Source organism: Pseudothioclava nitratireducens (genome assembly GCF_029210495.1).
In the GTDB taxonomy this organism is placed as follows: Bacteria; Pseudomonadota; Alphaproteobacteria; order Rhodobacterales; family Rhodobacteraceae; genus Pseudothioclava; species Pseudothioclava nitratireducens.
Genome location: NZ_JARGDK010000002.1, coordinates 242,371 through 256,344, shown reverse-complemented (window position 1 = coordinate 256,344; position 13,974 = coordinate 242,371). Strand labels below are relative to the sequence as shown.

Below are 13,974 nucleotides of genomic sequence, written 5' to 3'. Positions count from 1 at the left end.
GCGCAGGGGAGGAGTTTCATGTTCGATCTGCCTGAAAGTGTCGTCATCGAGGACGAATTCCTGCGCGATGGTCTGCAGAACGAGGCGCGACTATTTTCGGTCGAAGAGAAGCTTGGCTTCGTCCGGGCGCTCGAAGCGGCGGGCTGCAAGCGCATTCAGGTGGGCTCTTTCGTGCATCCCAAATGGGTGCCCGCGATGGCCAATACCGATGAGTTGTGCGCGCATCTGCCCAAGACCGAAGGCGTGACCTATACCGCGCTGATCCTGAACGGGGCGGGCCTTGAACGGGCCCGGGCCGTGGGGCTGCGGCATTTGTCGATGTCGGTATCGGCCTCGGAAACCCATTCGATGAAGAACCTCAATCGGACTGTCGATGAGGCCCGCGCCAAGATGATGCCGCTAATCGAGAGCGCGCTTGGCGAAGGGATCGCGGTGCGTGCGGGCATTCAGTCGGCGCTTGGCTGCGGGTTCGAGGGGCGGATTGATCCGGCGCGGGTGATCGAGATCGCGCGCGGCTATTCCGATCTGGGCGTGCAGGAGATCAACCTCGCCGACACGGCCGGGCTCGCCAATCCCAAGCAGGTGTTTGAACTCAGCCGCGCGGTGCGCGACGCGATCCGGCCCGAGGTGGCGCTGTCGCTGCATCTGCATGACACGCGGGGGCTGGGGCTTGCGAATATGCTTGCGGGGCTGCAGGCGGGCGTCCGCATTTTCGACGCGGCGCTTGGCGGTTTGGGCGGGTGCCCCTTCGTGCCCAAGGCCACGGGCAATATCGCAACCGAAGATGCGGCCTTCGCGCTGAGCGAGATGGGCGTCGAGACCGGGATCGACTGGCGCGCGCTGCGTCCGGCCATTGCCGAGGCCGAGGTGCTTCTGGGCCGTCGCCTGCCGGGGCGGATGGGCCATATCCGTCAGCCCGGCGAACATGAAACGACCGATCAGGAGGCCTGCGCATGAGCCGCCTCTACTCCCTGGCCTATCTCACTGTGCCGGGCGTGACGCCGCCCGAGCAGGTCCAGATCGCCCATGACGCAGGCTACGATGCCGCGAGTTTCCGCCTGATCCAGATGGGTGTCGCGGGTGAGCCCGACATCGACCCCTGCGCGCCGCAGATGGTTCGTGAAACCCGTGACGCGCTGGAGCGCACCGGGCTTCAATGCCTCGATATCGAACTTGCGCGTGTGCTGCGGACAACGCCCGCAAGCGCCTATGAACGCGCGTTTGCCGCCGGAGCGGAACTGGGCGCGCGGCAAGTCATATCCTCGGCCTGGACCGATGTGCGCAACGACAAGAGCTTCATCGTCGAACGCTTTGGCGAGATCTGCGATCTGGCCGCGCAATATGGGCTCACGGTCAATCTCGAATATCCGGCCTTCTCGCGGCTGTGCTGCATCGACGATGCGCTCGAGGTTTTGCGGCTTGCGAACCGGCCCAATCAGGGGCTGTTGATCGACACGCTCTATCACCATTTCACCGGCGGCACGCTGGCCGATCTGGCGCGTGTGCCCAAGAAATGGATCAATTTCCTGCATGTCTGCGACACCGATCACGTTGCCTACAACAAGGACGAGATGATCCATATCGCGCGCGATGCGCGGCTCTATCCGGGCGAGGGGGTGATCTCTTTCCCGCTGATCGCGGCGGCGATCCCGGATGCGGCGATTTCGCTGGAACTGCCCAATGCGGAACGCATGGCCAAATACGGCCGCACCGAACATGCGCGGCGATGCCTTGAAGGCGCGAAGCGTTTCTTTGACCCCGAGGCGCAGGACACGCGCCCCGGCCATGCTGCCTGAACAGGCATCCCAGATATCCCCGAGGAGAAGACAAATGGCCCGTGAGATTACCCCCGAAGAAGTGGCGATTGCCGATGCGATGATCGCCCGCGCCCGTGCGGCGATGGAGGAGATCAAGGATTACGATCAGGCGCAGGTGGACCGGCTGGCGCGCGCGCTTGGCTGGAACTGCGGAAACGAGACGACCTTTGTGCGCATCGCTCAGATGGGCGTGGATGAAAGCGGCATCGGCGACCGCGCGGGGCGCGCGGGCAAACGCTTCAAGATACTCGGCGTGCTGCGCGATGCGCTGCGCGGCAAATCGGTCGGCGTGATCGAGGAGGACCCGGTCAAAGGTCTGACGAAAATTGCGAAGCCTGCGGGTGTCATCGCCTCGCTGATCCCGACGACGAACCCCGAACTCACCCCGCCCGTCACCGGGATTTATGCGATCAAGTGCAAGGATGCGGTGATCTTCTCGCCGCACCCGCGCGCCAAGGCTACGACCTTTGAAATGGTCCGCGTGATGCGTGAAACCCTCGCCAAACTGGGTGCCCCGCGCGATATCTTCCAATGCGTCGAGAACCCCTCGATCCCGATGACCGATTACCTGATGGCGAATTGCGATCTGACGATGGCCACCGGCGGCAAGCCGATGGTGCAGGCGGCTTATAGTTCGGGCAAGCCCGCCTATGGCGTGGGCGCGGGCAATGCGACCATGGTGATCGACGAGGACGCCGATATCGCAGAGGCCGCGATGAACTCGCGTATCTCGAAGACCTCGGATTTCGGGTCGGGCTGCTCGGCCGATGGCAACCTTGTCATTCACGCGAAGATCTATGACGCGATGAAAGAGGCGCTCATCAAAGAGGGCGGCTACCTGTGCAACGCCGATGAAAAGGCGAAGCTGGCCGAGGCGCTCTGGAAAGAAGATGGGTCGCGCCGGATCGAGACCGTCGCCATCTCGGCGCAGCGCATTGCGGAATTCGCGGGCTTCTCGATCCCCGAGGACCGCAAGTTCATTATGGTCGAGCAGGACGAGATCGGCAAAGAGCATAAATTCTCGGGCGAGAAACTCTCGGTCACCATGGCGCTCTACAAGGCCAAGGACTTCGACGACGCGATGGCGAAGGTCCGCGCGATCTATAATGTCGGCGGCAAGGGCCATTCCTGCGGGATTTATTCGTTCAACGAAGATCATATCCTTCAGCACGCGATGAACGCGCCGGTCAGCCGGGTCATGGTGCGCCAGCCGCAATCGAAGGCGAATGCGGGCAGCTTCGAGAACGGCATGCCGATGACCTCTTCGCTTGGGTGCGGCATCTGGGGGGGCAACATCACCAACGAGAATGTCAGCCTCAAGCATTACATGAATGTGACCTGGGTCGCGCGCCCGATCCCGGCGGATCGTCCGTCCGACGAAGAGCTGTTCGGCGAATTCTACAACACCGAGGTGATGTGATGGTTACGAAGACTATCGAACCGGGCAAGGATCTGATCTCGAACCAGCTTTGCCGCTATCTCGAGGGGCGGGGGGTAAAGCATGTCTTTGGCCTCTGCGGACACACCAATATCGCCGTTCTGGCGGCGATGGCGGAGTCGGGGATCGAATTCGTCAATGTGCGTCACGAGCAAATCTCGGCCCATGCGGCGGATGGCTATGCGCGGGTGACGGGAAAGGCCTCGGTGGTGCTTTCGCACCTGTCGCCCGGGCTGACCAATGCGGCGACGGGCGTTGCGAATGCGGCGCTTGACTGCATCCCGATGGTTGTCATCGCGGGCGATATCCCGTCCTACTATTACGGCAAGCACCCGCACCAAGAGGTGAACCTGCATGCGGACGGCTCGCAATATGAAATCTATCGTCCCTTCGTGAAACGCGCTTGGCGCGTCGATACGCCGGAGCTTCTGCCCGAGATCATGGAAAAGGCCTTCCAGCTTGCCGAAAGCGGCCAGCCGGGGCCGGTTCTGGTCAATGTGCCGATGGATTTCTTCTCGGCACAGGTCCCGAACGCGCTTTGGGAAAAGCAATCGGCCAATACGAAGGCGCTGAAGAAGCCCTCGCTTGACGACGAGACCGCGCGGGAGATCATCGGCGCGCTGCTTGGCGCCGAGCGTCCGGTGATTTATGCGGGCGGCGGCGTCGCTCTGGCGAAGGCCTGGGATGAGCTTCGCGCGCTGGTCGATCATCTGCAAATCCCGGTTGCCCATTCGCTGATGGGCAAGGGGTGTCTGCCCGACGATCACCCGCTGGTGCTCGGCATGACGGGTTTCTGGGGGACCGAGTTCACCAATCAGCAGACGCTCAATGCCGACTGGATCATCGCGCTGGGCAGCCGCTTCAAAGAGGCGGACAGCTCTTCGTGGTATCCCGAATACACTTTCGATATCGGGCAGGGGAAGACCTCGCTGATCCATATCGATATCGAGCCGCAGGAAATCGGGCGCAATTACCCGGTCGAGATCGGCGCGGTGGCGGACCTGAAGGCCGCGCTCAGGGTGCTCGTGCGGGTCGCGCGCGAAATGGCGCCCGAAGGCGTCAAGCGCCCCGATCTGGTCAAGGCGATTGGCGATTTCCGCGAAAGCTTCAAGGCGAAGAACGCCGCGATGCAGACGTCGGACGCCTTCCCGATGATGCCCGAACGCATCCTTGCCGACCTGCGCGAGGCGATGCCGCGCGACGCGATCCTGACCTCGGATGTGGGCTGGAACAAGAACGGCGTGGCGCAGCAATTCGACATCTACACGCCGGGCTCGATCCTGATCCCGGGCGGGTTTGCGACGATGGGCTTTGGTCCGCCCGCCGCCGTGGGGGCCAAGGTGGCCGCACCCGATCGGGTGGTGATCTCGCTCGTCGGCGATGGCGGATTTGGGCAGAACCCGGCAGTGCTGGCGACGGCGGCTGCGGAGAACCTCGCGGTGATCTGGGTCGTGATGAACAACAACGCCTTCGGCACCATCGCAGGCCTGCAAAAGGCGCATTACGATCTGACCTACGGGACCACGTTCCAGAAGGCCAACAGCGTCATGGAGCAGACCCCGGACTATGCCGCCATTGCGCGCGCCTATGGCGTGGACGGGGTGCGGATCGGATCGGCGGCCGAGTTCAAGCCCGCGCTGGAAGCGGCGATTGCCAGCGGTCGCCCGACGGTCATCGACGTGGCGATGATCAACAACCCCACGCCGACCTCGGGGCACTGGAACATTCTCGACATCTACTCGCCCGAGGGCGGGGTCGGGCATGTCTCGACCGACTGAGATCGGTCCGCGCTCTCATGCGGGTCAGGGCCAATCAGGCCCGCATGAACGGCCCGCCGCGCCGACACTCCCCGGCGCGGCGGGATGACGCTTTCGGTTTGCGCGGCCCGTCCGCGAGGGCTAACCTCGCATCAGGCGGCGCCCCGCCGGTGACCAGCCGATTCAAGGGCTTGCCGCAATATCTTCGCAGGAGAGAAGACATGTTCCGCTCGATTTCCTCGATCAGTTTCTCGGGTCAGCTCGAAGACAAGATCGAAGCGGCCGCCCGCGCAGGCTTCGACGGGATCGAGGTGTTCCGCGAGGATATCATTGGCTTCGATGGACCGCCCGAGGAGATCGCCCGCTTCGCCGAAGGTGAGGGGATCGGCATCGTCTCGCTGCAATCGCTGCGCGATTTCGAGGGCTTCGACGGGCCCGCGCGCGACGCGGCTTTTCGGCGTGCCGCGCGGTTCCTTGATCTGGCCAAACGGATCGGCGCGCCCATGCTTATCATTTGCGCGAATACCGACCCGCAGTCGAACGCGGATCGCGGCCAGATCGCCGCAGATCTGTCGGATCTGGCCGCGATGGCCGCTGAACGCGGGCTGCGCCTTGGCTACGAAGCGCTGGCAAGCTCGGCCCATGTGAACACGGTGGCCGATGCGCTCGACGTGGTGAACCGGGTCGATGCGGACAATCTGGGGCTGGTGATCGGGGCGGTGCACCTCTTTGCGATGGAGACCGATCCGGCGGTTCTGGCCGAGATCCCGCCCGAGAAGATTTTCCTTGTTCATTTGGCGGATGCGCCGACCGGCCGGATCGACCGGGCGCTTTTGGCGCAATCCTTCCGGCTGTTTCCGGGGCAGGGCATGATGCCGGTTGCGGCGCTCTATACCCGGCTGCGCGCCATGGGGATCGAGGCGCCGATGTCGCTCGAGATTTTCAACGACCAGATCCGCTCGCTGCCACCCTCGCAGATCGCGCGGGACGGGATGCGGGCCTTCCACCTCGTTGAAGAGGCGCATCGCCAGCAATCGCATACCCATTCGGACCTCGTTGCCCCCGCTTTCATCGAGTTCACCGGGCAGGGCGATGAGGCGGACGATCTCGCGGAGCTTCTGCGCGCGATGGGATTTGCGCGCACCCATGTCGCGGGCAAGGTCGAGCTTTGGCGGCAGGGTGAGGCGGTGATTGCGCTCAATCGGATGGAAGAGGGACTCGCCCACTCGATTTACCTTTTGCAGGGGCTTTCGGTGTCGGGCATTGGGTTGCAGGTCGATGATCTCGACCAGATGGACCAGCGGCTTGGCCTGTTCCACGGCGAGGATGCGACGCTCGATGGCCCATCGCCCTATGGGCTGCGGGTCGTGCGCGGGCCCGGGGGCTCGGTCTTCTATCTCGCGGGCGGGCCGATCGAAAGCGCGCCGGGGTTTGCACGGTTCGAGCCGACGGGCGAGCAACCCGCAGGACATGTCCTGCGCATCGACCATTGCGCGCAGGCGCTTCAGCCGAACCTGTTCCTGTCCGGGCTTATGTTCTACCGGGCTGTGTTCAACATGCGCTCGGAAGAGGCGCGCGACGTGCTCGACCCGCATGGCACGGTGCATTCGCGCACGCTGGCCAATGATGACGGGCAGGTGCGGCTGTCGCTCAACTCCTCCTTCGGGGCGGGGACCACGACGCAGCGCTTCCTTGAAAAGTCGGGCTTCGCGCCATGGCACCACATTGCCTTCGCCTGTGACGATATCCTTGCTTGCGCGCGCGCGCTGCCGCCCGAGGATGTGTTGCAGGTACCGCCGAACTATTACGAGGATCTGGCCTGCCGCTATGACCTCGATCCCGCGCTGATCGCCGAGATGCGCGATCTGAACATCTTCTATGACCGGGATGCCGGCGGGGAGTATTTCCAGCTCTACACGCGCACGATCAACGGCGTCTTCTTCGAGATCGTCGAGCGGCGCGGCTATCGCGGCATGGGGGCGGTCAATGCTCCGGTGCGGATGATGGCGCAACTGCGCGTGCTCGAAGAGCAGGATGCGCTGTTCCTGATGTGAGGCGCGCGGGGCCGCGGGGCCCCGCGTCTTTACGCTCAGCCGATGAACGGGTCGTAGAGCGAGGCCTCGCCCTTCATCAGGCTGCGCGCCATGACGGTGCGGTGGATCTCGGAAGTGCCATCGAAAATCCGGTAGATGCGCGCGTCCCGGTAGTAGCGCTCGATCGGCAGGTCCTTGCAAAAGCCCATGCCCCCGAACAGTTGGACCGCGCGGTCAACGACCCGGCCCAGCGTCTCGGCGGCTTGGACCTTGACGAGGCTGATCCGCGTGCGCGGGTCGCGGCCTGCGTCGATTTCTATCGCGGTCTGCCAGAGCGCCAGCCGCGCCGCATTGATCTCGAGCGCGGAATCGGCGAGCATCTGGCCCACCAGCTGGAACTCGCCGATCGCCTGGCCGAACTGTTTGCGTTCGCGCGCATAGTCGACCATCAGGTCGAGCACTTTGGTCGCCTTGCCGATGGCGCGCGCGCCCACCTGAGCCAGCCGCACCCGGCCAAGCACGCCAAGCGCCATCCGGAACCCTTCGCCGCGCGCGCCCAGCATGTTGATCTGCTCAAGCGCGACATTGTCGAAATGCAGCTCGACATGGCTGGTGCCGCGCAGCCCCATCATCGGCTGATCGCGCCCGATAGTGAGGCCCGGCGTCCCCTTGTCCACGAGGAAAAGCGAGATCCCCCGCGCGCCCTTGCCCGGATCGGTGACGGCCGAGACCACGAAGAAATCCGAGACCAGCCCGTCCGAGATGAAATGTTTGGCGCCGTTCAGCACCCAGCCGCCCTTGCCGTCTTCGGTGGCCTTCGTGGTGATCGAGGCCGCGTCCGAGCCTGCGCCCGGCTCGGTGATCGCGATGGAGCAGATCCGCTCGCCGCGCACGCTGGGGCGCAGCCAGCGCTCGACCTGCGCGCCCTCGCAAGCCAGCAGAACCTCGTAGACATTTCCAAAGGCGCGACGGATCAGAATATCGGTGGTGCGCCCGAACTGTTCCTCGACCAGCATCGTATCGAGCGCCGAAAGCCCGCCGCCCCCATGCGCTTCGGGGATGTTCATCGCATAGAGCCCCAGCGCGCTGCTCTTGGCAAAGATCGCTTCGGCCTGTGCGGGATCGAGCGCGCCAGCCTGTTCGATGCCCTCTTCAAGCGGTGCCAGTTCGGTGGCGATGAAATCGCGCACGGTGTCGACCAGCAGGCGCTGTTCGTGGCTCAGGTCCATATCCATGGGGGTCTCCTCAGATCGCCGCGCGGGCGGGGGTGAAATAGCTGGAGCCGGCGACGCGGTCCGAAAGTTGCGAGGCCGCTTCGAGGAGCGGGGGCTTCAGCGCCGCCATCCGCTCTGGCGTAAGCCTTGCGCTTGGGCCGCCGATCGAGACCGTGCCGAGGCAGGCGCCGGTTGCGGGGTGGAGGATCGCTGCGGCGAGCGCTGACATGCCGGGGGCCGAGCTGTCTATGGCTTGGGCAAGCCCGGCCGCGCGGGTCCGGGCAAGGCTGTCGCGCAGTTCGGGCAGGTCGCGGGGCGCGTTCGGCCCGGTGCCGGGGGCGACCAGCCCCTGCGCCGCGACCAGCGCCAGCGCTTCGGCCTCGCCAAGCTGGGCAAGCCACGCAAGCCCCGTCGCCATTGAAGCGAGATGCGCGGCCTCACCCATTTGCGGATCGTAGATCAGCCCGCCGCGCGCGCCCTGGGCCTTGGCGACAAAGACCTGCCGGTCGCCATCGGTGACCGAAAGCCGGACAAGCTCGCCCGAAAGCTCGGCCAGCGCATCGAGCACCGGCTGCGCGGCATCGACCGTGCCAAGGCAGGCGAGATGCCGGAAGGCCACCGAAATCAGCCGGGGGGTCAGGTGATATGTGCCGCGCGCGTCCTGCGTGGCATAGCCCAGCCGCGAAAGTTCGGCGAGCAGGCGGTGGACCCCCGATTTCGGCATCCCGAGCGCTTCGGCGATCTCGGCCAAGGCCAGCCCATCCGCGCTTTGCGCCAAAAGCTCCAAAGCCCGCAGGCTGCGCTCTGTATGGCTGAAAGACATCCGACTCCCCAAAACTGGAATGCCGTTCCAGTTTTATAGATTGTTTGCGAGCATGTCCAGCAGGATTGCAGGGGCCGGGCCTTCAACAGCTTGTGTGATTTCTGAGAGCGAGCGGCCTCACGCTGTGCAGCATCTGCATGCTCAGGTGTCGGCGGTGTTCGTTCAAACCGACAGCCCCTAGCTCGCCCTGCCGCCCCCCAAGGCGATCCTAGGGGAAAAATCCGCCGGGTTGTCGGGGCATGTTACCATTTGGCGGGCGGTGTGTGTGGCGTCGGGCATGGCGCCTGCACGGCTAGGTTTCGCGCGGCAGGTGCCGCGGCAAGTCTATTCGATCGTCGGGAAATAGGTGGGCGGCGACATCTGGAGTGTTTGCAACTCCGGTGATCCCGGCTCCATCAGGCGGATCAGGGGTCCGTCCGAGGTCGCGACATCCCTGCCTTCCAACACGCCGAGCGCCTGCCGCAAGGCCATGCGGCCTTGTTCCATCGGATCGTCGAACGGGGCGGCCATGACCTGACGCCCGATCAGGCCCCGCTTGATGGTGTGATTGACATAGGTGGCGATCAGCTTGGGGTGGTCGGTCGCGCCCAGATCATGTTGCGCGAAATGGCCCATGGCGGCCTCGATGGCGGGGGCCGAGCCGATCAGGTAATCGCTTTGCGGCCAGGCGGCCAATGCGTCCTCGACCAGTCGCAACTGCTCGCGCAGGCCCGTATCCGCGCCCAAAACAGCGCTAATCGTCAGGCTGCTGCCGTCCACTGCCGCGCGTAACCCCGTTTCCAGTGGCCCGGTCCAGCCAGCCTCTTGCGGACCGGAGATCAGCACCGCCGAGACCGGGGGGCTGCCAGCGGGATGGCGCGCGGCCAGATAACGGCCGACACTGTGCCCCATGTCAAACCAATCAACGCCGATCCGTCCGGACAACTCCGCTGAGGCGAGCGCATTTACAAGGCCGAAGACAGGGCGTTGCTGCGCCGCGCGGGCGACGGCGTCGAGCAGGTCCGGGTGGTCCGAACTGACCGTGCCGATAAGAATGGCATCCACGCCGCGTGTCAGGCAGTCCGAGAGTTGCGATATCTGAGAGCCGCGCGCATTGTAGCCGCCGGCCTCGAAGAACAAAAGTTCGGTGCCCTGACGGGCGGCCTCGGTCTCCAGCCCGTAGCCCACGCTCAGCCAGTATTCGTCCTTGAAATGCGGCACCAGCACGCAAAGCCGCGCCGGTTCCGTGGCGTTCGCGGCGGCGGTGCTGGCCAGCACGATGACGGCTGCGGCCCAAAGCGCGATTGATCGGCGGATCGAGTGTCCGTAACACTGAGCCATGCGAAAGGCGCGCTTCGATACCCAGCTTCTTTTGGTCTTTGCCATTCTTGTAGCCTTGACGGTCATGGTCGGGGGGCTTGCGATGGCCGTGAACTGGTATCTTGTGCGCACCCATGACCGGATCATAGACCGAAATCTGCCGGTAAGGGAACTTGCTGCGCGGGTGGATACACAGGCGGGGCTGATCGGCCCGTTGACGGATGCGCTGGCGATTGCGCAAAGCGATGCCGATCTGTCGCGGGCTGCCGGGGCGATGGCGGGGCTTCTGGCCGAAATCGAAACGGGGTTCGAGCAGCTTGGTGCGGTGCGCCCCGCCGCCCCGGCGGACGAGCCGCCGCAGAAGAGGCTGGAGCGGATGGTCGAGACGGCCCAGCTTGCGACCGCTATTCAAGCGGGCCTTCAGGGCCGCTACGCACGGATCGGTGCGGCGGGCGGGCGGCTTGAGGAGCTGATCTCCGCACAGGTCGATCTGGCGCGTTTACGGATGACGGCGGGCCTTGCCGAGCTATACGCGCAGCCATTCGATGGCGCGGACCCCCGCATCGACGGTCTGGCGGATCGTTACTTCTTTGCGTTTGATCGTCTGGCAGAGCTGGTGCGTGTCGTTGATGCATTGCGCCTGCTTATCCCTTCTGAAGTTGGCCCGATGACGGCGGATCAGGTGGCGCGCAGCCGTGACGAGATCGCCGAGGCGTTGCAGATCGCGCAGCGCCGTTCGAGCTATTTGCCAAGCGTTTCGGCGCGGTCCGAAGTGGCGGATCTGTTGGCGCTATATGGGGCCGCGCTGGCCCCGGAGGGTGCGTTCGATCTTCAACTGCGGCTTGGGGAGGCCCGGATGCGGCTGGCAGAGGATGCCCGGTCCCTGCGTTCGCATGTCGATGACTTGGTAGCCGAGGCGGGATCGCTGCGCGATCAGGCGCAGGCGCGCAGTCTGGCCGAGATCGCGCGTGCGGACCGCGTGCTGCTTTGGCTCTCGGTGGCGTTGCTGGTGTTCGTGCTGATTGCGCTGGGAGTCGCGACATTGGTCTGGACCTATGCGCGCAAGCGGTTGGTGACCCGGCTCGGTGCGGTCTCACAGCGGATCGTGGCGGTCGCGGAGGGCGACTTCGAGACGCGGGTTCCGATCAGCGGTCAGGATGAGATCGGCCGGATGGAAAAGGCGCTCAACGTGTTGCGCCGGCGCTCTGCTGAGGCGGCGCGGCTGCGCGGCCATCTGGAGGAGGCAGTCCTGCAACGCACGGGTGACGTGCTCCAGGAGATGCAGGAATCCGATGCGGCCCGCGCCGAGGCGGTCGAGGCCAACCGCAAGAAAACCGCGTTTCTGGCCCGCATGAGCCATGAAATCCGCACGCCCCTGAACGGGATCATCGGTATGCTTGATCTTCTCGCGCTGGAAACGCCCTCGGGGGCGGGGAAGGACCGGATCGCGGTGGCGTCGGGGTCGGCGCGCGAGCTTCTCGACATCACCAATGACATCCTGACCTTCACCAGCACGGAGGAAAGCGGGCCGGGGCGGGGGGCGATGCATTTCTACCTGCGCACTCTGGTTGGTCAGCTCGGGCAGCAGGCGCAGGGTTTGGCGCGCGAGAAGGGGTTGCAGACCGAGGTCGATCTGGCCGAGGACGCGCCCCCGGTGCTGTTTGGCGATGTGGTCAAGATCAGGCAGATCCTCATCAACCTGATTTCCAATGCGGTGAAATATACGCCTCGCGGCTGGGTCCGCTTGCTGGTGGAGCACGCGGCGGGCGTTCAGCCGGGCGAGGTGGTGCTGAGTTTCGTCGTCGAGGATAGCGGCATCGGGCTGAGCCCCGAGGCGGCGCGGCGTGCCTTTGACGCTTATGGGCGCGCCGATGCCGCATGGCGGGCGGGGACGGAGGGGGTCGGTCTGGGGCTGGCGATCGCGCGGCAACTCACCGAAGCGATCGGCGGCGGGCTGCATTTCGAAAGCGAGCCGGGGCAAGGGACACGGTTCGTGCTGACGGTGCCCATGCGGCTTGGCGACCCTGCGCAGATAGAGGCGGAGAGCATCGTCGAGATGACCCGCCAGTTCGATCTCGACGTGCTGGTGATCGAGGATCATCCGGTCAATCTGCTGGTGGCGCGGGGGTTGCTGGAGAAACTGGGATGCCGGGTGAGCGAGGCGCGGGACGGTCAGGCGGGGCTGGAACGTGTCGACCGGCGCGGGTTCGACCTTGTGCTGATCGACTTGGGTTTGCCCGATATGGACGGGGAGGAGGTCGCGCGCGCGGTGCAGCTGCGGCCCGATCGGCCCGTGTTGGCCGCTTTGACCGCGCATCTGATCGACGACACGCCCGAAGAGCGCGCGCGGATCGGGGTCGATGCGATCCTTGGCAAGCCGGTCGCGCCGCGCGCGCTCATGGCGCTGCTGGCGTCGGTCGCGGCGGCGAAAGCGCCAGAGGGTCCGGTTGTCGCACCGCTGCCGCAAGAGCGGGCACTGGTCGATGAGGCGGTCTGCGCGGTGCTGCGCGGCGATATCGAGACGATGGGGCGCGAAACGGTGGCGCAGATCGTCGAGGCCTTCCTCGTGGATGCGCCTGATGGCGCGGCGGCCATTCAGGCGGCGCAGGGGGTGGCCCGCGGCCGCGCGGCGCATCGGCTCAAGGGGGCGGCGTCGAATTTCGCGCTGCATGCGCTCTGTGCGCGTCTCGTGCAGATCGAGCAAACCCCCGATCAATCGGTCGATGATTTGACGGAACTGGTCGCGGCTGCGCGCGAGGCGGTGATCTGTGCCGCGCGCGATCTGGGGCTTCAGCTGTCGTCGGAGGCCACGAGCCGGTAGCCCTCGCCATGGATCGTCAGGAGCCAGTCCGGGTTGACCGGGTCGGTCTCGATCTTCTTGCGCAGACGCCCGACCACCACGTCGATCATCCGGTCGTTCGGGCGCAGATCGGGCCGGCCCAGCGCCTCTGCGATCCGCGCGCGGCTCAGCGTCAGGCCCGGATGGTTCGCCAGCACTTCGAGAACCTGAAACTCCTGCGGCGTCAGCGGGAGCGTATTGACCGCGCAGACGAGCCGCCGCCGGATACGGTCGAGCCGCCACGGACCGACCAGGTCGGTGGGGGCGGGGCCTTCGGGGGCTTGGCCCAGATCGGAGATCCGCATCAGCAGGTTCTTGACCCGTGCGGCCAGTTCACGCGGGTCATAAGGCTTTGTGACATAATCGTCGGCGCCCATTTCAAGCCCGACAATCTTGTCGACCTGATCCGAGCGGGAGGTCAGCAGGATGATCCCGACTTTCGATTTGGCCCGCTGCTCGCGGGTGATCGTCAGCCCGTCCTTGCCTTCAAGGTTGATGTCGACCAGCAACAGCTCGGGCGGATCGACGGCGATCATGTGCTCCATCGCCTCGGCATCCTCGGTTTCCGAGACCCGGTAACCCAGTGAACGCAGGTGTCCGGCGAGCCGCATTCGCGTCACGCGGTCATCTTCGACGATCAGGATGTGATGGCGCATAGGGCTTTTTACAATTCTTTACATCTTGTCACAACGGGAATTGCGCCGTGTCAACGGGTGCACGGTGTCGCGGGACTAATGTCGCGCCAGACGCGCAG

At 65.0% G+C, this 13,974-nt stretch carries 10 protein-coding genes; 6 read left to right on the top strand and 4 right to left on the bottom strand.

Annotation, left to right across the window (positions count from 1 at the left end):
- Nucleotides 1-18 precede the first annotated feature (18 nt).
- The 5 genes from P0X85_RS03440 (at nucleotide 19) to P0X85_RS03420 (ending at nucleotide 7,066) form a co-directional block, all read left to right on the top strand.
- Nucleotides 19-957, top strand: coding sequence for a hydroxymethylglutaryl-CoA lyase (locus tag P0X85_RS03440; RefSeq protein ID WP_275808481.1), 939 nt, complete (start codon nucleotides 19-21; stop codon nucleotides 955-957).
- Nucleotides 954-1,796, top strand: a complete 843-nt coding sequence (locus P0X85_RS03435; protein ID WP_275808478.1) for a sugar phosphate isomerase/epimerase family protein — start codon at nucleotides 954-956, stop codon at nucleotides 1,794-1,796. Before P0X85_RS03440 ends, P0X85_RS03435 begins: the two co-directional genes overlap by 4 nt.
- Nucleotides 1,681-3,237 (top strand): aldehyde dehydrogenase family protein, encoded by a 1,557-nt coding sequence (locus tag P0X85_RS03430; protein ID WP_338030512.1) that lies wholly within the window; start codon nucleotides 1,681-1,683, stop codon nucleotides 3,235-3,237. The genes P0X85_RS03435 and P0X85_RS03430 overlap by 116 nt, the downstream gene beginning before the upstream one ends.
- Entirely contained in the window at nucleotides 3,237-5,033 is a 1,797-nt protein-coding gene (locus tag P0X85_RS03425; RefSeq protein WP_275808472.1) for a thiamine pyrophosphate-binding protein, read from the top strand. Before P0X85_RS03430 ends, P0X85_RS03425 begins: the two co-directional genes overlap by 1 nt.
- A 200-nt stretch (nucleotides 5,034-5,233) precedes the next feature.
- Nucleotides 5,234-7,066 (top strand): bifunctional sugar phosphate isomerase/epimerase/4-hydroxyphenylpyruvate dioxygenase family protein, encoded by a 1,833-nt coding sequence (locus P0X85_RS03420; protein WP_275808469.1) that lies wholly within the window; start codon nucleotides 5,234-5,236, stop codon nucleotides 7,064-7,066.
- 35 nt (nucleotides 7,067-7,101) lie between these two features.
- On the opposite strand, the gene P0X85_RS03415 is transcribed toward P0X85_RS03420, so the two are convergent.
- The 3 genes from P0X85_RS03415 to torT all read right to left on the bottom strand — a co-directional run bounded on the left by P0X85_RS03415 (nucleotide 7,102) and on the right by torT (nucleotide 10,402).
- Nucleotides 7,102-8,280 carry an acyl-CoA dehydrogenase family protein gene (locus tag P0X85_RS03415; protein ID WP_275808466.1) on the bottom strand — a complete coding sequence of 393 codons (1,179 nt, stop codon included), beginning with the start codon at nucleotides 8,278-8,280 and terminating at the stop codon, nucleotides 7,102-7,104.
- Nucleotides 8,281-8,290: 10 nt separating this feature from the next.
- Nucleotides 8,291-9,082, bottom strand: a complete 792-nt coding sequence (locus tag P0X85_RS03410; RefSeq protein ID WP_275808463.1) for an IclR family transcriptional regulator — start codon at nucleotides 9,080-9,082, stop codon at nucleotides 8,291-8,293.
- Between the two features lie 324 nt (nucleotides 9,083-9,406).
- Nucleotides 9,407-10,402: a TMAO reductase system periplasmic protein TorT gene (gene torT, locus P0X85_RS03405; RefSeq protein ID WP_275808460.1), complete on the bottom strand. Its 996-nt coding sequence runs from the start codon at nucleotides 10,400-10,402 to the stop codon at nucleotides 9,407-9,409.
- Between torT and P0X85_RS03400 the strand changes: the two genes are divergently transcribed.
- A complete protein-coding gene (locus P0X85_RS03400) occupies nucleotides 10,401-13,202 on the top strand; it encodes an ATP-binding protein (protein ID WP_275808457.1) in 2,802 nt (933 codons plus the stop codon). The two genes, torT and P0X85_RS03400, sit on opposite strands and share 2 nt — an antisense overlap.
- Here the strand turns inward: P0X85_RS03400 and P0X85_RS03395 are convergent.
- Nucleotides 13,172-13,876 (bottom strand): response regulator, encoded by a 705-nt coding sequence (locus P0X85_RS03395; protein ID WP_275808453.1) that lies wholly within the window; start codon nucleotides 13,874-13,876, stop codon nucleotides 13,172-13,174. The two genes, P0X85_RS03400 and P0X85_RS03395, sit on opposite strands and share 31 nt — an antisense overlap.
- Nucleotides 13,877-13,974 lie beyond the last annotated feature (98 nt).